Genomic DNA, 22,163 nt, shown 5'->3' on the forward strand with positions numbered 1-22,163 from the left:
AAGGATGTGCCACGTGTACAATCCTTTTTTACTATTTTTTCGATTCTTTTTAATCTAAATGTTTTTCCTCATTTTGGTTATACTACAAGATAAAAACGAATAAGGAAATCTTCTTGGAGTTGATTGAATGGCTGCAAAATTCGGAGTCCCACAAAATAATATGAGTCAAAAAAATCTTTCTCGTAACCTATGGTCTGGATTCTTATTTGGAATAGGGTTAGTAGCATTTATTGATGAAGCTGTTTTTCATCAACTTTTGCATTGGCACCATTTTTACGACAAATCGACTACGTCTATTGGTTTAATTTCAGATGGTTTTTTTCATGCGTTTAGCTGGTTTGCCACCATCGGGTCATTATTTATGTTTGCTGAACTGAAGAAATTTCAAGCACTGTGGATTACTAGATGGGTAGGAGGGATGCTTCTCGGAGGAGGTATCTTTCAGCTTTACGACGGGACTATTCAGCACAAGTTGATGAAATTACATCAGATTCGGTATAACGTGGATATTCTCCCATATGACTTAACTTGGAATATCCTTTCTATTCTAATGGTTGCTGCAGGTATGATTCTTATCAAAAAGAAAAATGAGGCTGTCACACATGAGCATCCATAATCACATTCAACATGAAAAAGGTATGCATCCCTATCAATTAAATGGAGAAGCATTCGAGGTTTTTATAGGATTGTTCTTTGTTCTAATCATTATTATTTATCTTATGGCTGCAGCTGTATCAAGCTGCTGTTATAAGAAATGGCCGCTCTATCGATCTATTTATTGGTTGATTGGGGTATGTTGTACAGCTGCAGTATGCATTGGACCGCTAGCAAACCTTTCTCATTACGATTTTAAAGCTCATATGCTGAGTCATTTACTGTTTGGAATGGCTGCACCGCTCTTTCTCGTCCTATCGTCACCCATGACTCTATTGTTAAGAACACTCAAAGTATCGGAAGCTAGACGTCTGTCAAGGATACTAAAAAGCAGGTATATTCGTTTTATTACAGATCCGATTGTTGTTTCCATCCTGAATATTGGAGGATTGTGGATTCTTTATACAACTGATTTATTTGCGATGATACATGATAGTCCTTTGATTCATTTTATGATTCATGTCCATGTATTTTTAGCAGGCTATTTTTTTATCTTATCCATGATTGGCATCGAGCCGACACCCCATAGAACTAGCTTTCTCTATCGAGCTTGTGTTCTCTTAATTGCTTTGGCATTTCACGGTATCTTATCAAAATATATTTATGTCCATCCGCCGTTAGGAGTTCCTGCCGTAGATGCAGAGATAGGAGCGATGTTGATGTACTACGGCGGGGATGCGATAGATGCCGTGATTATTTATATCCTCTGTTATCAGTGGTACAAAGCAAGTCGGACGCATAGATTCTTTACAGCGAACAACTTTAAACAATCGAGGATTAGTGTAAGAAGAGAAGAAATCTAAAAGGGGCAAGTATCTTGGTTTTACTATCGGATACTGCCCCATTCATAAAATGAATATAATACACTTTTACTGCATCATTTGATTCAATTCAGAAATGCACTCTTGCACCAGTGTTACTCCCTGACTCATCGCTGCGCCGCCTCCAAATGCGGCAGTAACCCCAACAGCTTCAAGTATTTCCTGCTCTGTACAACCCTGGTCTAAACAGCCTTTTATATGGTAAATGATACAATACTCATCCTGTGCATGGAGACTTATGCCTAAGGCGATTAATTGCTTTTCCTTTTGAGTCAGGGCGCCTGCTTTAAAGCATTCCTGCGTAAACTCATTAAATTTACTTGCAAATTCAGGCATTTTTTGTGTAAACACACCAAGGCCTTCTTTGTATTTCAACAATGCGGATTCTGTAGAGTTTCCAGCCTCCATTTTTTCAGCTCCATTCCTAAAATTTATTGATTGACCAAAGTTATTATTAGCTATATAGAAAGGATTAAACGACCAATTTATTGGATAAAAATTGGCTGCAACTTCACTCCTTTACCATTTACAAGTAAACATAATTACAGGAATCCAAGGCAAAATTTTAATAATGTAAACCATAACAGAAAGTAATCAATAGAGGAAAAGGTGATGGAATGGATCTAACCAACGAAAATCAAGCTTATCAAGCTGGAGATATCGTGTACGTTTTCTATCGAAACCCGCATACCCAGGATGTGGCTAATATACAAGCAGCAGCCGTTGTCAATAACCCTGAGAAACCAGGAGAATTGGCTTTATTTTTATACGAGACTTATTATCCCTTAACAGAGGAAACAGCCATATATAAAACGGAAGCAGAAGCGAATCAAGCCTATCAGTACTATTATGGGGATTCAGAGGGGATGTGGAATGATGAATCCTTTTACTCCTAAGCTAGTCTATTTTGAACCGAAAGCATTGGAATATCCTTTGGGCTTAGAACTGAAGGAGAAATTTGAAAAGATGGATGTGGAAATACGATATACAACCTCGCATAATCAGGTGAGAAATTTACCAGGTGACACGGACCTGCAGAAATACCGGGTGGCGAAATCAACACTCGTTGTTGGCATTCGAAAAACACTTAAATTTGACACATCAAAGCCTTCTGCAGAATACGCCATTCCATTTGCTACTGGATGCATGGGCCATTGTCATTATTGTTATCTGCAAACCACAATGGGGAGTAAACCATATATTCGGACCTATGTGAATGTGGAGGAAATATTAGAGACTGCCGATAAATATATGGCAGAGCGGGCCCCTGAAGTGACGAGATTTGAGGCAGCCTGTACCTCGGATATCGTCGGGATTGATCATTTGACCCATACGTTAAAAAGAGCCATCGAGCATTTTGCAGAGTCTGAATATGGAAAGCTGCGGTTTGTGACGAAATTTCATCATGTTGACCATTTACTTGATGCCAAACACAACGGCAAAACAAGATTTCGTTTTAGCGTTAATGCCGATTATGTTATTAAAAACTTCGAGCCGGGAACATCACCACTGGCAAAACGGATTGAAGCAGCAGGCAAAGTTGCCCGTGCCGGATATCCGTTAGGCTTTATTGTCGCACCTATTTATATGCATGAAGGATGGGAGGAAGGATACTATCATATGTTTGAACGATTAGATGCCGAACTCCCCACTGATGCAAGAGATGATATAACCTTTGAATTTATTCAGCATCGTTTTACAAAACCGGCAAAAAGAGTCATCGAGAAAAATTATCCGATGACGAAACTAGAGTTAGATGAAGAGAAACGTAGATATAAATGGGGAAAGTATGGAATCGGTAAATATATCTATCAAAAAGAAGAAGAGGAAGATTTGAAAAGTAAGCTTTTCACTTATATGGAGAAATTTTTCCCTAATGCTAAGTTAGAGTACTTCACTTAGGAAGTAATGGTAGCAGAATCATTAACTTTGGATAGTTCCTTTTTTGAGGGTAACACTAATAACGGTGATAAAACACCAACTAACTTCGGGCAGGGGGAAGCTTCTATGAATATTCGTGAAGGACTTATTCCAACAGCTTTAGGTTCAGCCGTTACCGCTACAGGATATGCTTTAAAGCAAAAACGCGGAACCAATAAAATGATTGCCAATACGGTATTTGGGTTTGGATTAGCCCATATGGTATTGGGAGTTATCGACCTTGCCACACATCGTCGTTAGAAATAATATGGGAAGGTTGAGCAGGACATGAGTAGGCTCAGCCTTCTTTTGAAAATTTGAAAAAATTCAATAATAACTCCCTATATTACAAGTTGATTCCTCTGCTCTTTAATATCTCTCCACCATTACAAAGCTCGAATAATTTACTGTTAAAATAAGGATAATAACGATAAATGCATTGATTTCAAAAACTAATGGTTAAGGCAGTATTGGAGGGACATATGGAAAAAAGCAATCATATCGAACTAAACTCAGCTGAAATTGCCAATCTTTGGACCCAATACATAAATGACAGCTCCTCAATATGTATTCTTTCACATTCCATTGAAAAGGCGGAAGACGAGGAAACTAAGAATATACTTGAATTTGCTGTTATGCTTGCAAAAAGACATATCGAGAAAATTACAGAGTTTTTTAATAGAGAAAATTTTCCTATTCCTAAAGGTTTTACATTAGAAGAAGATGTGAATATCAATGCGCCTCCTCTTTTTACAGATACATTTATGCTCATTTACATGCATGTGATGACCTTACTTGGATTAACGGGATATGCCGGTGCAATAGCTACTTCAGCCCGAGAGGATCAAATTAATTATTTTATTGAATGTAATCAGGAAACAATGGAACTATATAAACGGACTGCAAGTTTAATGCTAAAGAAAGGGATTTATAGCAAACCGCCTCGAATTAATCCACCAACCGAAGTAGATTATGTGGGTAATGAAAGTTATTTAACAGGTTGGTTTGGTAAAAAGCGGCCTTTAAATGTTGCGGAAATCAGCGGTGTCAGCTTTAACATGGTAAAGGTGATTGTCAAAGTTGTATTGGAAATCGGCTTTGCACAGGTTTGTCAAAATAATGAAGTGAAAAAATACTTCCAAAGAGGAAAAAAAATATGTGAGAAACAATTTGGTATACTCTCCAAGCTATTAACCAAGGATGAATTAGCTTCTCCCGCTTCCTGGGTTTCTGAAGTAACGAGTTCAACAGTACCTCCCTTTTCCGATAAATTAATGTTAAATCACATTGTTATTTTAGTTGCTGCTGCTGTTGGTTATTTCGGAGCAGGTGCATCTGTTTCACAAAGAAGGGATCTTGCCTTAGAATATACACGTCTAATGGCAGAAGTAGCTTTATATGCCGAGGACGGAGCACAGCTTTTAATTAAGAATCGCTGGCTGGAGCAGCCTCCATTAGCAACTGACCGTGAAAGTTTAGCAAAGACGTAATAATGTGGAGCCGCCTATGACAAAGGATAAAGAGAAAATATTAGAAAATATTTTATGGAGCATTGCATTACCAGGCTTTCCTCAGCTCTTAAACAGACAATATCTAAAAGGATTTGGATTTATTGCTCTTGAAATCATCATAAATGTTCAAGCAAAATTTAATTACGCCATTCTTCTTAGTTTTCATGGAGAGGTAAAACAAGCATTAGAAGTGACGAATTTTCAATGGCTCATGTTTTATCCTTGTTTGTATTTCTATGCCATGTGGGATGCCTATAAAGCAGCAGGAAAACAATCATCTTTTATGTATCTGCCATTTGTTTTCTCGGCCTATTTTGTGACAGTGGGGTTGATATTTTCGCCAAAGATAACGATATTTGGAAAACTTTTGGGACCTGTTTGGCTGCCTATGCTATTTGTCATACCTGGAGTACTAGTTGGATTTATCATTAAAATACTTCTCCAGTTCATCTTCAAAAAATCACTTTCAACCTAATAACCATAAAGGGCCCTCAAACAAAAAGGGTCTTTTTGTCATGCTTTCCAAATAAACCATAAAAAAATATCCTTCAATGGATTACGATGAAGAACATTTTTTTGTTTATTTAGAGTGATTCTGATAATCTTTCTACTCTTATTCGAAAATCTAGTATTTTTTGTATTACTTTTAGTATATTGCTAATATACTGACATAAATAGAATGCTTTAATGTTAACTGCAGCATAACATGGATGTGATTAATAATAAAAAAGGGGGGAGACTTCGTGGATAATTACTATAATAAACAACAATTACTGTCTGAATTTAGATGCATGATTCAATTTATTGAAATTACATTCAAAGGGGCTCGTTTAGAACAAACAACGATAAAAATCCCGAGAGAACTGTTACAAGGAACACAAAATAAGGGGTTAGGGGACAAGCTGAAAGCAACCTATCCACTATTTCATGAGGACTTCTCTAAATATACCAAACCAGTAAAGGAAGAGGTTGATAAATGCAGGTCAAAGTTCACGCGTGTGCTATCAAAAAAGTATGGACGGGTCATGCTTGTAAAGGAAAAAGCTGAATTTGAAAAAGTAGTCCAAGCAATCCGTGATAAGATTGAACAATATAAAGAAGAGGTTAGTCATATCTTAAATCTGCAGATTGAAAAAACAAAACAAGAATTAATTGAGTATTTTACCCCCATACTGATGGAACAACCACCAGATCAGCTGCTGCAGTTAAATAATGAAAGAATAGAAGAAGAGGATGTCAAAACGTATATTGAATGGCTCCTTGGAAAGGAATTCCCGACAGCCGAGCAAATCCTGAAACGTGTTGAATTTTATCATGTCTTTAAAGATGTTACATTGCAAAATCTGCAGGATGAGCAGTTTTACCAGGATATCGAAAAAGCGTTTAAACGAGATCAGATGTATTGGCCCCATCAAAAACAAATACAAGCAGAACTATACCTAGCTTAAATGAAACCATCATAATCATCAGATTGAGTGTAAAAAAGAAGTATGGATTACCGTACTTCTTTTTTATTCACAGCGCTATTTACCCCCAAAGCTCAACAATTCCTTGATATCCGAAATACAAACCGAATATGATTAATGATGCACCTGAAATGATAGAGATTGTTTTAAGGGTATTTAGTGTGAGATATCTCCGCAGACCAGTTGTCAAGGCTGCAACAAAAATATCCCAAAGAGCCAGTCCAAGAAAAATCATCAAACTATATAGCAACAGGAATTGAGTATCATATATTTGAGCGGTTTTAGCTAAGACCGAACCGTAGATTCCTAACCAAAAGAGAACTGACAAGGGACTGGTGATTGACATGAAGAAACCTATAAGAAAACTTTTTAATAATGAAGCCTTCTCTCTATGGTAGGAGAGATTGATATTGTTTATACTCATCATACTTTCTATGCCTGTATAGATTAAAACAAAGCCTCCAAAAAGCCATAAAAAGATCTGGACGATAGGAATGACTAAAAAATTAACTAATCCTAAATAGACCATCAGCATAAAAATACCGTCCGCAAACATAGAACCTGCACCTACAATCCATGCATGCAAGAATCCATTCTTTATTCCTTTATCTAATCGGGCTGAATTAACAGGACCTATTGGTGCTGCTAAAGTAAAGCCTAGTATAATGTAACTAAACATAATACTGAAATTCAGAAAAATTCACCCTCCTTAAAAAAGCAGTCAACTTGTACATCTTATGAGAACTAATCCAGATAGAGTCCAAATTTTTTATGTAGAATAAAATTTGAAAGTGGATTCCTTTCCTGTTCTTATATCACAGAAAAGGAAGGGGAAGAGGGAGAATAAATATTACAGCCTGGGGAATGCTACTAGATAGTTTGTTAAATATTTTCTAGGGGTGCATTCTGTGTCAGTTATTGTTTATCAGACATTTGTGATAAAACAGGACAAATTTAAAGAGGGAATCGATAATTTAAAAGAAATCAAAAAGTTTCGTAACGAGAATTATGATCACAAGATTGAGATTTTATCCCCAATTTCCGGTGAAGATCATACATATGGTCTGATGGCAACCTATGAGGGACTAGCAGAAATGGAATTGCAAAGTAAAAAAATGTCTATTGATGAAGAGTACGGGAAGCTGATTGGCCAATTTTTTCTAGAAAATATTGTTCAAGGCAGCATGTACACCCAAATATACAGAACCCTCAGCGAAAAAAAAGGGGATAAGAATAAGGATAAATAGAACATACAAATGGTGTATGTTCTATTTTATTTTTTGTAAATGATAAAAGACAGGATAAAAAATATATAATAATATTATGTAAACTAAAGTTGTCAAAAGAATAGAAGAGGATTCCCGAGGACTGATTATGAAATATAGTTAAAATGATGAGATTCATTAAAATAGGAGTTAGAAGCTAAACAGTAAAAAAGATATAAGATATTTAAGTTTAGTTTAACGATACCGTTGTAGTTTATAAGTCATAATTCAAGAAGCAGATTTTAAGAATCATTTTAAGCATATAAAATTGATCATAATAAGAATTTACTCAATATAAATAAATGATTAACAAACTGCGTTAAAGTTAAAAATTTTCATTCCGTCTCATTTTTATGAGTTTACTTGAATATAGAGACAGAAAAATCGGTTTTTATATTACTTCTTATAATATATATTATGTAAACTAAAATAATAAAGTGTATCAGGCAAGGCGTTCTCCCCGTTCCTCCCCTCCGCTTCACATAATAACTCATAGCCTGTGCGGTTATGCATATGACTTTGTCAATTGGGATGTGAAATGTGATTTCAATGCGTCTATGTCGTATCCTTCCTGGTTGCAATTAACCCTGTAATAATTAGTTTTGTGTAAATCAGATTCATCTGAAAAATGCAATTTAAATGTAGAGTTTTCATCCTAACTTATATTATTCGAATGTTCCCACTTGGCCTTATTTGAGTTATATTCTTCTAATAAAAGCTCCCAACTTTTATATTCATCCCCCTTAATTGAAACTAATTATGCAAACAAAATGGACTCAGATAAAAAAATAGTAAAAACGTTTATTGTACGGAGATGATGTTTATAAAACATCAAAATAACTTATTAGGTTTGAGGACTGACAAGCATTTGTTTTATATGGGTCATTTTGCATAAGTGTATCGTATTGTTCACTATAAAACCTTGCAAAGGAAGTATTATTTAATCTTTAAATTTGAGTAAAAATACAAACAGGAAAATATTCATGCGAAAAATACCGGGTTAATAAAAATAAAAATGTATATTTATTCATTTTATATATTTTTTTAAGGGTTGCATTAGATTGGGATAATAAAATATAGGAAAACAGAACCATTTAATCTGATAATAGATTATTATATATACAACATATAGTAACTGGTATTAAGATTTAGTAAGTAAAGTAAGCGTGTAAAGTGGTTATAGATGGGATAAAATAATAAATCTTGATTAAGGGGGAATTCAGTTTGCAAAAGATTGCATGGATTACGGATAGTACGTGTTATATTGATCCTGAATATGCAAAGCAAAACAACATCTTTGTTGTACCAATCGGAATTACATTTGAAAATGAGACGTACAAAGATGGAATTGATATTAGAGAAGAAGAATTATATTCTAAACTTTCTACGTCTCGTACCCTTCCTAAAACGTCTCAACCTGTCATTGGCGAATTAGTGGATTTGTTTGAAGAATTGAAAACAGAATATGATTTAGCGATTGCTGTTCATTTATCAACGGAGTTAAGCGGTACTGCTAATGCTACAAAACAAGCCGCTGATATGGCTGGCTTCCCTCTTGAGCTGGTGGATTCCAGATTGATTTCTTTGCCGGTGGCGCATCTGATTCGGAAAGGTCAGGAATTAATTCGTGAAGGAGTTTCTCCAGAAGACACAGCAACTACATTGAGAGCGATGTATCAATCCAATAAACTGTATGTGATGATTGGTTCATTAGAACAGTTGCATAAAGGCGGACGTGTAAGTGCCATTCAAATGTTAATGGGAAGCCTTCTCCAAATAAAACCGATTCTGACATTTGAAGATGGTAAATTGATTCCATACGATAAGGTCCGTTCACAAAGGAAAGCTTTATCCTACATGGTTGCTCGTTTAAAGGATGATTTGGATCAAGGTGTGAGTATAAAAACTGTCTATATTTTAGAAGGCAGTGCAAAGCAAGAGGCTCTTAGCATTCAAGAGCAGGTTCGCTCCCTTTTACCGGAAATCGAAATTATTATTGGTCCGTTAGGCTCTGCAATTGGTGTTCATGCTGGGGCTGGAACCATTGCACTGACCTGGTTTAAAGAGGAATAATTTTATAAAATAAAAGGAAAATCCTCTTGGCTTTAAAGGATTTTCCTTTTATTTTATTATGCGTATTTAATTCCTGCTTGCATGATATTATGATAATTATCTGAACCACATGGTGTAACGGCATAGGTCATTTCACATTTTGGGCAATTCATAATGACTTTTTCAAGTCTAAATGTTTCGCCACAATCACATGTAATTTCATGTGCAATTGTTGGAGCAAGGTCCGCTTTTCCTTTCCTTTTCACATGATCTACAATCGCTTTTCCATCGTGTAAATTTGTTGTGCAACCACAGCTCATATATCATACCTCCAAAATGTTTGTTATATTTGCTCAATGCTTAACAAATGTAGAATAACATAGAGTTATGGAAATCCATATAGCAAAAATCACACATGTTCTTCATTTATTAGGTCATTCACTTCTCCCCCCTTCTCTTTTTTTAAAATCAATTCATGTATACGAGGTCTATTTGGTCTAATATAGAGTTTTCCTAAATACTTTATTAAAGAAGATGAATGTTTCCGAATTCCCCTTTTTTGTGAAAAATTTATTAAAAGGAGAAAACAACTATGGTTGCCGTTCATTTTTATGAGAAAAGAAATTTAGTATTAAGTCAATGCCGGCAGCAGGTTCCTACTGTAGATGAAAACATTAAAATAAAAGGCCGCAAGGGAAAAGTTGTGAGTGTACAGGAAGTCAAAGAAAATGTTGTTCATGTACAGGTGGAATTTGAAAAGATTGTTAAGAAACAGGTATTAGTAAGTGATAATAAAAAGAAAAGAAGATAAAATAATTAGTTCTAAAAATAATAAATGAAATATAAAAGAGAGTTACCATTAATTAATTGGTAACTCTCTACTTTTGAATTTACGTATACAATCGGCTTTAGCCTACTAACATTTAAGCATCAAAGGTGTCCTCGTAGGTTACGCCATTTGCTTCAACTAGATTTTCGTTTTCTACAATGTACTGATTTCCGGATGTATCGGTTAATGTAATGACAGCTTTTACTGGAACCGCATCCTGAGATAAGGTTCCATCCGTTGTCCAATATTCTTCCTCATAGGTTCCATTTGCCGTAATAAATGCAGTGCTCAATTCTTTTGTATCCGCCGATAATTCAAATAATTTATCAGTCGCGGTATTTGTAGCTAATATGGTACCATCTTCGCCCACCAAGCTTACGGTTACATTCGCTAAGTCCGTAATACTTAGCTCATCTGTGAGTGTGAATCCAATATTTAGTCCTTTGTAATCGGCTCCACTATGGGTATTAAAGTTCTGAGTGGTAATATATGTGGCTGCATCTTCTCCTTCAAACACGTCAGGGAACACATCCAAATAGCTAACTTCATTTGCTTCAACAAGATCTTCATTTTCCACAATGTACTGATTTCCGGATGTATCGGTTAATGTAATCACAGCTTTTACAGGAACAGCATCCTGAGATAAAGTTCCATCCGTTGTCCAATATTCTTCCTCATAGGTTCCATTTGTCGTAATAAATGCAGTGCTCAATTCTTTTGTATCCGCTGATAATTCGAATAACTTATCCGTTGCCGTATTCGTAGCTAATATGGTACCATCTTCGCCCACCAAGCTTACGGTTACATTCGCTAAATCTGCAATACTTAGCTCATCTGTAAGTTTGAATCCAATATTTAGCCCTTTATAATCGGCTCCACTATGGGTATTAAAATTTTGAGTAGTAACAAATGGTGCCGCTTCTTCTCCTTCATATACAGTTGTAGGAGTTTGGTGATCTGTTCCATCCGTTCCATCAACTGAATCCTCTTCTATATTCTTAATGTTTTGTTTAACGGAGTCATAATCTTCAATAATGTCATTTGGATTAGATCCTGTAGGAATAGCTAAGTTATCTATCTTTGTATTTCCGTTAAGGGTTACTTTTGTATTTGTGTTTTTAATAATTAAGTTTGAAATAGTCGAATCCTTTGTTTCAAAATTAACATTGTCTCTCTTAATGGTTACATCACTAAGTATAGAATGATCTACGGTTATTTTACCGCCTGAAGCTGTCGTGTTTGCAGCAGCAGATGTAACTTCTGCGGCCGTTCCTTCTATCATGGTTTCACCTTTGACGGTTACACCATTGATTGACAAAAAGTCACCTTTTAAAACTAATGGACCATTAATAACGGTATCTCCGCCGTCTAAGGTTAAAGGAGCTCCTTCTGTACCTGAATTAGTAATTTCTAAATAACGAATCTTTTCAACGTTATCTTGTTTATCTGTTGACAGATAAACAACTGCATCAGTCAATATTTCACTGTTGTTTTGATTGAGTAATCCTTTCATGTTCTCTGAAAGTGTGAATGCTTTTCCATTTACCGTAACAGAAGTGTCATTAATCGCTTCAATTGGGACCCGTCCGTCTGCTTTACCGAACAGCTCCACATTTATGGAGCGGTAAATCATCGTTGCAGCTTCAGCACGTCGTGTATTTTTGTAAGGATCAAAAGTTGTTTCCGTACTTCCTTTTGTAATGCCCGCTTCATGAATGGCAGCGATATAATTTTTAAATGTTGATTGATCTCCAACATCAGTAAACGGAACGGTAGCATCAGGATTAGCCTCTAAATTAGCAAAGGTTGAAACAATCATCTTGGCAAGTTCGGCCCTTGTGATGGTTTGATTAGGTTTAAATGTATTATCATCATACCCTTCAATAACACCTGCTTCTTTTAAGGCAGCAATCGTACCATAAAAATCACTGCTAGCCGTTACATCATCAAAAACAGGGTCACCTGCATCCTTTTCTGTGTCAAGATTTAAAGCTCGTGCTAGCATAGCAGCCGCTTCTGCTCTTGTTACATCTCTATATGGTACAAACGCATCATCGGTAACTCCAAACACGACTCCTTTATCCACCAATACCTCGACAGGTTCAGTAAAATAAGTTCCAGCAGTATCGTTGAATAATATTTCTTTTTGCGTTGTGGGAGTATCCTCGGAATTGGTTGTGGTATCTTTGGTTTCGTTTGCAGTGCCTTCTGTCTCGTTTGCAGCACCTTCAGCGTCCGTTGTGGTATCTTCAGTGTCGTTTGCAGTGCCTTCTGTCTCAGTTGCAGGATCCTCAGATTCGTTTGTGGCAGTACCTTCAGAATCAGTCGCAGGATCTTCTGATTCCGTTATTGGATTCTCAGTATTTGCTTCTGTCCCCCCTGCATTCGTTGTTGTTTCTACAGTATCCGTTGGTGTTGCTTCAGCCGCTGCGGCTTTTGTTGGAGACAAGCTGGATGCACCAAATGCTAAAGAAGCAATCAGCATGGTACCAGCCATGATTTTTACGGAAGCATTTTTTAGATTAGGGAATTTTGAATTTATATATATTCTTGCGCTTTCTTCTAAGTCTTCTTGATTATTCTTGCTTTTACCTAATTCTTGTGCAAATTCAACATTCGGTATATCTAAGTATAATGAAATCACTAATTGATTGTCTTTCTCTTGAACAACGTGCTTTTTAAATTGATACATATATGAACATAGTCCCCCTTATTTTTATTAGGTTACAAGCATACCCTATTAGAGTTTCTTCAACTGTCTGCTTTTATGCATTTAGAATACATGTTCATGTAAAGGAAAGTCTTATACAGATTTGGTCTTTAATCATATACATGTTTGATTTTTAATTAGATTTTGTAACATAATTGAAGAAAGCAGCAGGTAAATGAGGTGAGAGGGTATAAACGATATGGATCATCATGAACAGGAAGAACAAAAGGAATATATGGATGAACCTCCAATTGAGGATTTTTTACCTAATGAAGAAGATCAGCTTTTAAAAGAAAAACAGAAAAAACGGAAAGCCTTTTTTGTAAAAATTGTGGCTATCGGATTGGTTTTAGCCATGCTGGTAAGCGTTAATCAAATTTGGCCGCAGGTAATCAATCTCCCTTCGATTAAGTTTTTACAAAAGTCTAAAGAACTTTCAAAGCAAGAAGATATCCAGCTATATAAAGAAGCGGTTGTCACCATCCAAGATCAGTATACAAAAGGAACGGGCTTTAATGTTTCTGAAAATGGGTTCATTATTACCAATCGACATGTGGTGGAAGATATGAATCCCATTACCGTTATTTTTCCGCAAGGTGATATCTTAGGTGCTTCCATCGTTCATATGGATTCTGTTCTGGATCTTGCTTTTTTAAAGGTTGAAGGAGAAGATTTACCGTTTCTTTCTCTGAGCGAGCCTAATAAATGGAGGATTCAAGATCATATTTATGTGATTGGTAATCCGCTTTTTCATAATCAAATTGCCAACGAAGGAGATATACTGGAGGAATCAGAAAAGAATCAGTTATTAATGATTTCGGCACCTATATATAAAGGAAACAGCGGGAGTCCAGTAATAGACAAAGAAGGAAAGGTGATTGGAGTTGTCTATGCGAAAATGACGGAAGATGGTACAGGACTAGCCATACCGGTGGAACAAATTTTAGAGAATATACCAGAAAATCAAGGTGTTTCAAAAGGAGATTAATGCCTGTTGAGACACCTTGATTTAACAAGAAAGTAGCCCCTGTGTTGAGGGATTAGTATTCAGCAAGGGTTCTTACAATGCGATCTTCAATGTCTGTGACGGACGCTGCTAGATAATTATTAATTAAGATAGAGAAAATAAACTTTTCACCGTTTCTGGCTGTTACATATCCACTTAAAGTGGAAACACCTGAAATCGATCCTGTTTTAGCTCTTACGTTTCCAATAGTTAATTCGTCCTTCAACCGGTTCCTTAATGTGCCTCCTGTTCCTTTGTCTGGCTGACCTGCAACCGGTAAAGATCTTTCAAATTCAGGAAACCAGCTTTTTTTCTGTGCGATAAAAAGTAATTTGGAAAGTTCATTTGCTGGAATCATATTTTTATGGGACATTCCTGACCCATCACGTAGTTGAATAGTGTTCCCATGAAGACCTAATTCTGATACGGTCTCTTTAATTACCTGTAAGCCTGCTTCCCAGCTTCCCTCACCATAAACGACCTTCCCCATCTCTTTTGTTAGCACCTCTGCATGTCCATTATTACTCAGTTTCATAAATGGAATGAGGAGGTCTTTTAATGGCATCGACTTTCTAACGGCAAGTTTAGATGCCTCTTTTGGAGTAACACCTGTCTTCATTTCAGATTTCCCTGTAAAGGTTATTCCATATTCTTTGAGTGAGGTCTTAAAAACATGGATTGCATACTCAGTGGGTTCCCAAACAGCCGCCCACTTTTTGATCGTGCTGCTGTTTTGAGGAATGGTACCTTTTACAATGATGGTATTTTCCCCGTGCAATCGTTCAAATGAAACCTCACTTGCTTGAGTTGTTTCAACTGTTTTTGTAAGGTTCATGATGGTCACATATTCATTTTTGGGCGTTACTTGAATCTTTGCTTTTTTCCCAATCTTTGCGGCAGGGTTGATTTCAAGAAGAACGGTTCCGGAATCATAATCATTACTTGGGGAGAGGGTTAATGCTGAAACCTGTGCCCCTGTATGGAAGGATTCATCTGACCAATTTAAATCCTGTGAGAGCCGAATAGAATCATACCAACTATCGTCTCCTACCAGATTCCCATTAATTTTAGTAATCCCTTTTGCTTTTAATTTCTTAGCAAAAAGGTCGAGGTCTTCTTTCATCAAAGTAGGATCGCCTTTCCCTTTTAAATACAAATTACCCTTAAGGACCTTTCTCTTTATCCTGCCATCCATCCACACTTCAGTTGAAAATTGATAATCGGGACCAAGCTGTTCTAAAGCTGCTGCTGCAGTCAAGAGCTTCATGTTTGACGCGGGATGTAAACGAATATCCCCGTAAGAAGAATAGACAATCTCGCCGCTGTCAGCTTTTCTAATGCTTACACCTGTAATAGCTCCCTTAAGCCGCTGGTCATTTATAATATTATCTATTTCCAATTCTAAAGTTACAGCTTTCTTTAGATTTTGTCCTTCTGCTAAACTAGGTATCGGTAATGCTAATAGGATTACAGTGATTAGGAAGAAATACTTAATTCTATTAGTGTTTAAAAGACTTATTCTCTTCAATTGGTTTCACCCTCTTAACTTGTTGAATAACATCTAGGATTCCACAAGTTAAGAGAAATCATAATCATGTTCATTATTTCTGCTAATGATGATTGCAAAGAAAAAAGAAATATATCGCTAAGGTGCTAAAGGCATCAGTAGAAGATTTGTTTAGGTTTGAAGATTAAATAACATAAGGCTAACGATAATATGCTAAATAGGAGGGGTGTGATATGAACAACATAACCAAAAATAAAACGGCTACTAAACGAGCCATTTCATTAGATTTAGCCAGAGGATGTATGCTTTTATTAATTGTACTTGCTCATGCACCCTTATATTTATACGCTTCTGAACCAGGCATAATGAGTCGTCCCCAAAGTGTTACTTTTATAGATACATGGATAAACACTTTCGGAGAACTTTTTATAGATAATCGTGCACGTCCCATGTATGCTGTTCTGTTTGGCTATGGGTTAGTTATAATTTTTGAAAAACAACGCTCAAGAGGAAAGTCTAATAAAGAAGCGGGAAAAACCATTAGACAACGATGTTACTATTTAATTTTATTTGGAATGATATTAGCTGTATTGATTGGTGGTGAAGACATACTGATGGCCTATGGTATCGCTGGTCTTTTGACAGCCTGGTTGTTACCTCGAGATAACAAGGCTTTAATGAAAGCTATAGCCATCATCACTTTAATAATCATACTATATCTGCCGTTTATATGGGGTTCATTTATGCATGAAATGGGCAGCTATGGGTTTGGGACTGACTTTTCGGGGAATGAACGTTATATACCATTGTTTAAGGAAGTACTTGTGTCCTTCCCTATCATTCCCGTCTTCATTCATTTTCTTTTTCCTGTCATTCCTTCTGTACTTATAGGGATTTGGGCCGGAAGAAAACGGCTTTTAATTGACTCCCATTTGCATCATAAAAAATTAAAAACAATTGCTATGATTGGAATGAGCATCTCCATCATGGGTGCTCTTCCTTTAGTATTAATTCCGGAAGTTTGGGAACCTAGTTTTTTTGTAGCTGGGATAATTTTAGGCATTCACATTATAACAGGGATGGCTGCTGGAATTGGGTATGCCGCCTTATTTGGTTTAATAGCTAACCTTATTAACAATCCTGGTTGGGTATCCAATTCTTTAGCTGCTTTAGGAAAACGATCGCTCACCTTTTATGTTTTAAACGAAACCTTGTTAGTTATCTTCCTGTCGCCTGTAGCATTAGGTTTGGGTGGTACAGTAAATAACATGGAAGTCACAATCATCGCTATACTTATATGGATACTAGCCGTTACAATCGCATCTGTTTTAGAAAAGTTCCAGATAAATGGACCGCTCGAAAGCCTCATGCGTCTATTCGTTTATGGAAAATAATGAACGAGAAAATATCCTAATGGCGTAAGATTTCTTTTACAATCTTTTTAATCAACAGGAAACGAACAAAAAACGTATGGGTGATTGAAAATCCATACGTTTTTTGTTCGTTTCCCGTACTGTTTTAGTTTTAGTGTAAATGATGATCCTGATGGTGCTCATAAAAGGAAGTTTGGTAGTCGTCTTTCTCTTCTTCAATATGCTGGTGAATGACATCTGGTACTTCCTGAAGTGAATCTACCTGATAGTAAGCCCTTTCCGGCTCTATATTGATGTCGACTTCATTGTATTTCCATTCCATTTCAGCTGGAATGTGAATCGCATTGATTTTCATCTCCAATGCAGGTACGATATCCGTTCTTATTGAATTCCCAACCATCCACGTGATTTCTGGATTAGCATCAATTGTTTTTAAAATGTCGGACAAAGCGGTCGTATCCTTATGTTCAGAAATGAAGACACGGTGTTCAAAGAAGGTGGTCAGCTCCAACTGAGCGATTTTCCTGAACTGATTGGCTTCATCGCCGCCCGTATGTAAATACAATTCATGCCCAGCATCCTTTAACGCCTGCAACGTTTCATTCATATAAGGAATCGGCTCAACTGGGATTTGAAATACTTTATACCCCAGCTCTCTTACATAATCCCTTTCGTCCTTTTTCCCGTCTTTCTCTGTTACGTCACAAAAGTAATTGTAAGCACGAACAAAGGACTCAGGGAAACGGTTAGAATCCAAACCGTGGACGTTTATGGCTTGTATATCCATTTCGAGCTGCTTTTGTCTGATTTCCTGCTTCGTTAAAGAAGGAAACCAGGTGCTCATTTGGTCTGTATACATTCCGATTATTTGATTAAAGTATCTGTTGCAATAAGCTAATGTGTCATCAAGATTAAACAAAATAGTCTGCTTTTCCATGGCTACCCCTTTGTAAAATATATTTCGCTCCTATTATTTTTCCAAAGGGTTTCGATTTATATTACTTAAAAATGAAAGCAGTTTCGGAATAAATGTACGCTTTCTTTTCAGCCGCTTTTATGTACGTTAGCATCTTCTTGATAGGATTTTTTTATAGTGATTCCTATCATTCTTTCTTACATTTGATCATGATAAAGTGTATTGGAGGTGCACTCTTCTTGTTCTTACTAGGCTCCTCAATTTCTGAAATCTCTACTAGTCCATACTGTCCAAAATCTTGTTTTATGGAGTCAGAATCATAAAAAAAGATTTTTACGCCATCCATTGTCTCAAAATAGTCTTTATCCAATTGTTTGCCCTTACCAAACATAGGGGCTTTTTTTGAAACAGTTGTAAAAACCATATATCCATTAGGCATTAACTGATTATAACAATCTTGAATAAACTTATCTCTCTCACGATGATTCAATAAGTGAATAAGGGCATGACAAAATATTCCATCATAGAGTTTATGATCAAAAGGCATATCAGTTACTGAACCATGAAAAATAGGAATATCAAGCCCCTGTTGCTTCGCCAACTCAATCGCTGTTTTAGAAATTTCAATACCTGTAACATGTATTCCATTGTCAATAAAAACCTTTGCATTTCTTCCATATCCAATACCAGGTACAAGTATGTCCTTCACATTCTTTTCAAGGAAAAAGTCCTTTGTTAAGATGGCAGAGTCTGTAGGTTCAAATCCCCACATCGTTTGTTTTTCGATAAAACTTGATTCCCAGAATTCCATGATAACTCCCTCTCTTATATGTATGATTTTCATTGGGATGCTATGTTGCTTCAGGCTTATGATTCATTTTAAATAAAGACATAATCCTTTTTCAATCTATTATTGTTATTCATTATCTTATCTACTTTTAAACCTTCTTTTGATTCTTAAATAACCATTCTACATACTAGTAGTATGATTAATATTGTGACGAAGCCACTCTGTTTGTTCAATAAAATAAAGCTGCCAAAATAGCAGCTTTAACATATATTTAACATTGAACTTGCTTATATTATTCTATTCACCAATTATTTACTAAAACAATTTTCCCAACCGCTTTCTTGGCTTCATAATAGTCATGTGCTTCAGCTATTTCGTCAAAGGTGAATAATCGTTGATCAATTAATGGCTTTAACTTTCCTTCTTCAATGATAGGAGTCACTTTCTTTAATATCTCCCCATTTATGTATCGGAATTCTTCATGAAGAATAGGTATCTCGATGAAAACGACCTGGAAATTTAATGATTTCAAAAGAAATGGAGCAAGGTTATAGTTTTGGCTTACAGCAATGGCCACAATGGTTCCATATAACGAAGCTGCTTCAATGGACCGTTCTAAATTTTCACGATCTACCGTATCAAAAATATATTTAAAGCCTTTTCCATCCGTATACTTATTTACATAGTCTCGTACCGGTGTTTCTTTATAATTGATGACAACATCGGCTCCAAGTTCTTGCGCAATCTGAGCTTTTTCTGGAGTGGATACGGTTGTAAAAACTTTTGCACCGGCCCATTTTGCCAGTTGAATGGCCATATGTCCGACACCGCCTGTACCTCCATGAATTAGAATCTCCTCTCCAGATTGAATATTGGCCCGTTTAATAAGAGCTTCCCAAGCTGTGATAGATATGACTGGCATGGCAGCTGCTTCTGCAAATGATAGGTTTTTTGGTTTATGGGCTAGCAATCTAGCATCTGCCAGCATATATTCTGCTAGTGCGCCACCTGTTCCTTTCACACCACCAGCAAATCCGTATACCTCATCACCTACTTTAAAATCCGTAACCCCTTCTCCCACTTCTGTAACCATACCAGCTACATCTCCATGTAAAACAGCCGGAAATTCAGGAGCAAATTTAGCAAATACACCACTGCGTATTTTGGTATCAATCGGATTCAAACTTGTAGCTTTCACCTTTATTAAAACATGCATTGGCTTTACTTTTGGAACAGGAACATCAGCTAATTGAAAAACAGCTGCCTCTCCAAAAGAATGGATTACTTGTGCCTTCAAATCTATCACTCCTTGAAAATTTAAAATGATATGTATATTGTTTTTATTTTACTTTTACTTTTACAAAATTGATAATCATTTGTTTTAACTGTATAAGATTATTAAGTGGAAACATTCCTTCTTAACAGTCTTTCCGCTATGCTTGGTACTCCTTGACGAGAGGGATTCAGATAGCTGATACTTAGTGATCAATCTAGTATTTCAAGCTTGTAGTTCTAAGCCTATCTTCGAAACAATTACTCGCCATTCTCTATCAATCAACAGTATTTCATTTGTTACTGTGAGCGTTTATTTTGTTCTGATCGAAACCGTCGATTTTTAGGTTTACTCTTTTTCCGATTTAACAAGTTATTCATTCCTTTATGAATGGCTTTTATTGAAAGAAATGCGGCAAAAAATAGCAGAAAGCCCCATAAACCTATTACGGCATCATCAAATTCCATTTGCCCTCGGCCTGTTATTTGCTGTTGGATCTCGATGGCAAATACAATGACAATCATGACTGTAAACGTATAAACAAATGAGATTGCCGTGATTCCATACTTTAAAAGGAATTTAAAGAATACATGGGTGAAGCCAAATATACCTATTCCAATTATCCCCATAATCCATAGATGCAGATCTTTATCAGTTAAATCTAAGTTTGCAAACTCCATTAGATCTAAAATAACATCATGCATTGTGTTAATGATTTCTGCTATGATTAAGATCATCTCTTTCATCAATCATTCCCCACTTTATCTTCATTTGTTTGATTATATATTAATAGTAACAGAGTGTGAAAAAACATCAATTGCTCCCTAGGCTGATTTAAACTCTAATATTCTACTGATTTTTACAAACTGACTAAACTTTCTATGAAGATGACCGTAAGGAAACGAGCTTTTTGCTGCGAAAACGTGAATTTGCGATGCTCAGGTCCGTTGGCATAACCCCAAAAGGCTTTAATAAAATGTGTGCTTATCATGCTGGGGATTCATCGCTCCACAGGATACACCTTTGAATATGAATTTAGCCTTCCATGGATGAGCAGCCTATTTGTTATTATTGTGTTTTTTCTTGATTGTCGGGTCTGCGATGCTGTATTCGATTATGAAAATAAAAAATGAAAACTTTATCGAGAGCTTAAAGAAGGAGAATATTTAAAAGAAAACGCGGTTAGCTGCTAGGCTAATCGCGTTTTTGTATAGAGCAGAAGCGAACTTCCAAAGATGTTCATTTATCTGACGGAGTAACGAGTAGCCGATCGTTGTCGATTTTAGGGTTTTTATTAAAAGCATTAAGTGTATAAAGGTACTATTTAGGTCTTTTGATTTCAAAAATCTCACCAATCTTAGCGTAATCATTTCCAGCCAATCGGCTTACCGCAGTTAAACCACTCGGATCAATCCTTCCATTTTTATAAATATCATTTTCAACATGAAATTGAACAACTTTCCCTATAATAAAATCGCACCCCGGTGTATCTGAGCCCCCCAATTCCAACGCATGCTCTAATAAACATTCCATTCGAATTTTTGCTTCTTTTACGCCGGGTATAGAAATCTTCACACTGTCTACTGGAGTTAAGTTAGCTAACTCAATCTCACTTTGATTAGAAGGAAGACTTGCAGCTGTTTTGTTTATCATTTCTACATTTTGTTCATCAACAATATGGACTACAAATTGCTTGGACTCGATGATGTTTCTCGCTGTATCTTTTTGTTCTCCCTGTGATCTTTGGATAGATAATGAAATCATCGGAGGATTGGATGTGACGATATTAAAATAACTGAATGGTGCACCGTTTAAAACACCGTCTGTTGTCATTGTTGTGACAAAAGCAATTGGTCTTGGGATGATACTTCCTATTAGAAATTTATAATTTTCTTTTTCCGTATTTTGGGTTGGATCTATTGATATCAACGAAATCATTCCTTTCTTCTTTCATTTGTAGAAATACATCATGTGTTTGAAATGCTGTGATGACAACAAAAAATGATAGATAACCGATTAAGCTACAGATTTTATTGACTTTCCGATGATAAAATGGCAGATTTCTTTATT

The 22,163-nt window shown here is 36.2% G+C and carries 23 protein-coding genes and 1 pseudogene; 14 read left to right on the forward strand and 10 right to left on the reverse strand.

Annotated elements, in window-relative coordinates; genetic code table 11:
* Window positions 1-127 precede the first annotated feature (127 nt).
* Together F4V44_RS11875 and F4V44_RS11880 are read left to right on the forward strand one after the other, a co-directional pair.
* Window positions 128-616 (forward strand): DUF2243 domain-containing protein, encoded by a 489-nt coding sequence (locus F4V44_RS11875; protein ID WP_191090643.1) that lies wholly within the window; start codon window positions 128-130, stop codon window positions 614-616.
* Window positions 603-1,457 carry a cytochrome c oxidase assembly protein gene (locus tag F4V44_RS11880; RefSeq protein WP_150440235.1) on the forward strand — a complete coding sequence of 285 codons (855 nt, stop codon included), beginning with the start codon at window positions 603-605 and terminating at the stop codon, window positions 1,455-1,457. The genes F4V44_RS11875 and F4V44_RS11880 overlap by 14 nt, the downstream gene beginning before the upstream one ends.
* A gap of 66 nt (window positions 1,458-1,523) precedes the next feature.
* Here the strand turns inward: F4V44_RS11880 and F4V44_RS11885 are convergent, their stop codons facing one another.
* Window positions 1,524-1,883, reverse strand: coding sequence for a carboxymuconolactone decarboxylase family protein (locus F4V44_RS11885; RefSeq protein ID WP_150440236.1), 360 nt, complete (start codon window positions 1,881-1,883; stop codon window positions 1,524-1,526).
* Window positions 1,884-2,092: 209 nt separating this feature from the next.
* Between F4V44_RS11885 and F4V44_RS11890 the strand changes: the two genes are divergently transcribed.
* From F4V44_RS11890 to F4V44_RS11915, 6 genes are all read left to right on the forward strand, one after another.
* Window positions 2,093-2,371: a transcriptional regulator SplA domain-containing protein gene (locus tag F4V44_RS11890; RefSeq protein ID WP_150440237.1), complete on the forward strand. Its 279-nt coding sequence runs from the start codon at window positions 2,093-2,095 to the stop codon at window positions 2,369-2,371.
* Window positions 2,349-3,377 (forward strand): spore photoproduct lyase, encoded by a 1,029-nt coding sequence (gene splB / locus F4V44_RS11895; RefSeq protein ID WP_150440238.1) that lies wholly within the window; start codon window positions 2,349-2,351, stop codon window positions 3,375-3,377. The genes F4V44_RS11890 and splB overlap by 23 nt, the downstream gene beginning before the upstream one ends.
* A gap of 105 nt (window positions 3,378-3,482) precedes the next feature.
* Window positions 3,483-3,656: an asparagine synthase gene (locus F4V44_RS11900; protein WP_150440239.1), complete on the forward strand. Its 174-nt coding sequence runs from the start codon at window positions 3,483-3,485 to the stop codon at window positions 3,654-3,656.
* A 221-nt stretch (window positions 3,657-3,877) separates the two neighbouring features.
* On the forward strand, window positions 3,878-4,885 hold the full coding sequence (locus tag F4V44_RS11905; protein WP_150440240.1) for a DUF3231 family protein: 1,008 nt from the start codon (window positions 3,878-3,880) through the stop codon (window positions 4,883-4,885).
* A 16-nt stretch (window positions 4,886-4,901) separates the two neighbouring features.
* Entirely contained in the window at window positions 4,902-5,381 is a 480-nt protein-coding gene (locus F4V44_RS11910) for a hypothetical protein (RefSeq protein ID WP_150440241.1), read from the forward strand.
* 268 nt (window positions 5,382-5,649) lie between these two features.
* Complete coding sequence (locus tag F4V44_RS11915; protein ID WP_150440242.1) at window positions 5,650-6,354, forward strand: hypothetical protein; 705 nt, start codon at window positions 5,650-5,652, stop codon at window positions 6,352-6,354.
* Window positions 6,355-6,433: 79 nt separating this feature from the next.
* Here the strand turns inward: F4V44_RS11915 and F4V44_RS11920 are convergent, their stop codons facing one another.
* Entirely contained in the window at window positions 6,434-7,051 is a 618-nt protein-coding gene (locus F4V44_RS11920; protein WP_150440243.1) for a LysE family transporter, read from the reverse strand.
* A gap of 229 nt (window positions 7,052-7,280) precedes the next feature.
* Here F4V44_RS11920 and F4V44_RS11925 point away from each other — a divergent pair, with 229 nt between their 5' ends.
* Window positions 7,281-7,619, forward strand: a complete 339-nt coding sequence (locus F4V44_RS11925; protein ID WP_150440244.1) for a hypothetical protein — start codon at window positions 7,281-7,283, stop codon at window positions 7,617-7,619.
* Between the two features lie 1,242 nt (window positions 7,620-8,861).
* Window positions 8,862-9,710 (forward strand): DegV family protein, encoded by an 849-nt coding sequence (locus tag F4V44_RS11930; protein ID WP_191090644.1) that lies wholly within the window; start codon window positions 8,862-8,864, stop codon window positions 9,708-9,710.
* 56 nt (window positions 9,711-9,766) lie between these two features.
* Here the strand turns inward: F4V44_RS11930 and F4V44_RS11935 are convergent, their stop codons facing one another.
* Window positions 9,767-10,009 (reverse strand): hypothetical protein, encoded by a 243-nt coding sequence (locus F4V44_RS11935; RefSeq protein ID WP_150440246.1) that lies wholly within the window; start codon window positions 10,007-10,009, stop codon window positions 9,767-9,769.
* Between the two features lie 272 nt (window positions 10,010-10,281).
* Between F4V44_RS11935 and F4V44_RS11940 the strand changes: the two genes are divergently transcribed.
* Window positions 10,282-10,500, forward strand: coding sequence for a hypothetical protein (locus tag F4V44_RS11940; RefSeq protein WP_150440247.1), 219 nt, complete (start codon window positions 10,282-10,284; stop codon window positions 10,498-10,500).
* Between the two features lie 112 nt (window positions 10,501-10,612).
* Here F4V44_RS11940 and F4V44_RS11945 read toward each other — a convergent pair whose 3' ends face one another.
* Window positions 10,613-13,210, reverse strand: coding sequence for an S-layer homology domain-containing protein (locus F4V44_RS11945; RefSeq protein ID WP_150440248.1), 2,598 nt, complete (start codon window positions 13,208-13,210; stop codon window positions 10,613-10,615).
* 217 nt (window positions 13,211-13,427) lie between these two features.
* On the opposite strand from F4V44_RS11945, the gene F4V44_RS11950 reads away from it, so the two are divergent.
* Window positions 13,428-14,216: a S1C family serine protease gene (locus F4V44_RS11950; protein WP_150440249.1), complete on the forward strand. Its 789-nt coding sequence runs from the start codon at window positions 13,428-13,430 to the stop codon at window positions 14,214-14,216.
* A gap of 52 nt (window positions 14,217-14,268) precedes the next feature.
* Here the strand turns inward: F4V44_RS11950 and dacB are convergent, their stop codons facing one another.
* Entirely contained in the window at window positions 14,269-15,762 is a 1,494-nt protein-coding gene (gene dacB, locus F4V44_RS11955) for a D-alanyl-D-alanine carboxypeptidase/D-alanyl-D-alanine endopeptidase (protein WP_150440250.1), read from the reverse strand.
* 212 nt (window positions 15,763-15,974) lie between these two features.
* On the opposite strand from dacB, the gene F4V44_RS11960 reads away from it, so the two are divergent.
* Window positions 15,975-17,135: a DUF418 domain-containing protein gene (locus tag F4V44_RS11960; protein ID WP_150440251.1), complete on the forward strand. Its 1,161-nt coding sequence runs from the start codon at window positions 15,975-15,977 to the stop codon at window positions 17,133-17,135.
* Window positions 17,136-17,265: 130 nt separating this feature from the next.
* Here F4V44_RS11960 and F4V44_RS11965 read toward each other — a convergent pair whose 3' ends face one another.
* The 4 genes from F4V44_RS11965 to F4V44_RS11980 form a co-directional block, all read right to left on the reverse strand.
* Window positions 17,266-18,051: an HAD family hydrolase gene (locus F4V44_RS11965; protein ID WP_150440252.1), complete on the reverse strand. Its 786-nt coding sequence runs from the start codon at window positions 18,049-18,051 to the stop codon at window positions 17,266-17,268.
* 166 nt (window positions 18,052-18,217) lie between these two features.
* Window positions 18,218-18,841 carry a class I SAM-dependent methyltransferase gene (locus F4V44_RS11970; protein WP_191090645.1) on the reverse strand — a complete coding sequence of 208 codons (624 nt, stop codon included), beginning with the start codon at window positions 18,839-18,841 and terminating at the stop codon, window positions 18,218-18,220.
* A gap of 280 nt (window positions 18,842-19,121) precedes the next feature.
* The gene (locus tag F4V44_RS11975; protein WP_150440253.1) at window positions 19,122-20,117 is read right to left on the reverse strand and encodes a zinc-dependent alcohol dehydrogenase family protein; all 996 of its coding nucleotides are present in this window, start codon (window positions 20,115-20,117) and stop codon (window positions 19,122-19,124) included.
* A 275-nt stretch (window positions 20,118-20,392) separates the two neighbouring features.
* On the reverse strand, window positions 20,393-20,839 hold the full coding sequence (locus tag F4V44_RS11980) for a hypothetical protein (protein ID WP_150440254.1): 447 nt from the start codon (window positions 20,837-20,839) through the stop codon (window positions 20,393-20,395).
* 155 nt (window positions 20,840-20,994) lie between these two features.
* On the opposite strand from F4V44_RS11980, the pseudogene F4V44_RS27830 reads away from it, so the two are divergent.
* Window positions 20,995-21,263 (forward strand): annotated as a pseudogene (locus tag F4V44_RS27830) (ABC transporter permease); the annotation flags it as partial.
* Between the two features lie 150 nt (window positions 21,264-21,413).
* Here the strand turns inward: F4V44_RS27830 and F4V44_RS11985 are convergent.
* On the reverse strand, window positions 21,414-22,022 hold the full coding sequence (locus F4V44_RS11985; protein WP_150440412.1) for a flavin reductase family protein: 609 nt from the start codon (window positions 22,020-22,022) through the stop codon (window positions 21,414-21,416).
* Window positions 22,023-22,163 lie beyond the last annotated feature (141 nt).

The organism is Niallia endozanthoxylica, assembly GCF_008710145.1.
Taxonomy (GTDB): Bacteria; Bacillota; Bacilli; order Bacillales; family Cytobacillaceae; genus Bacillus_BD; species Bacillus_BD endozanthoxylica.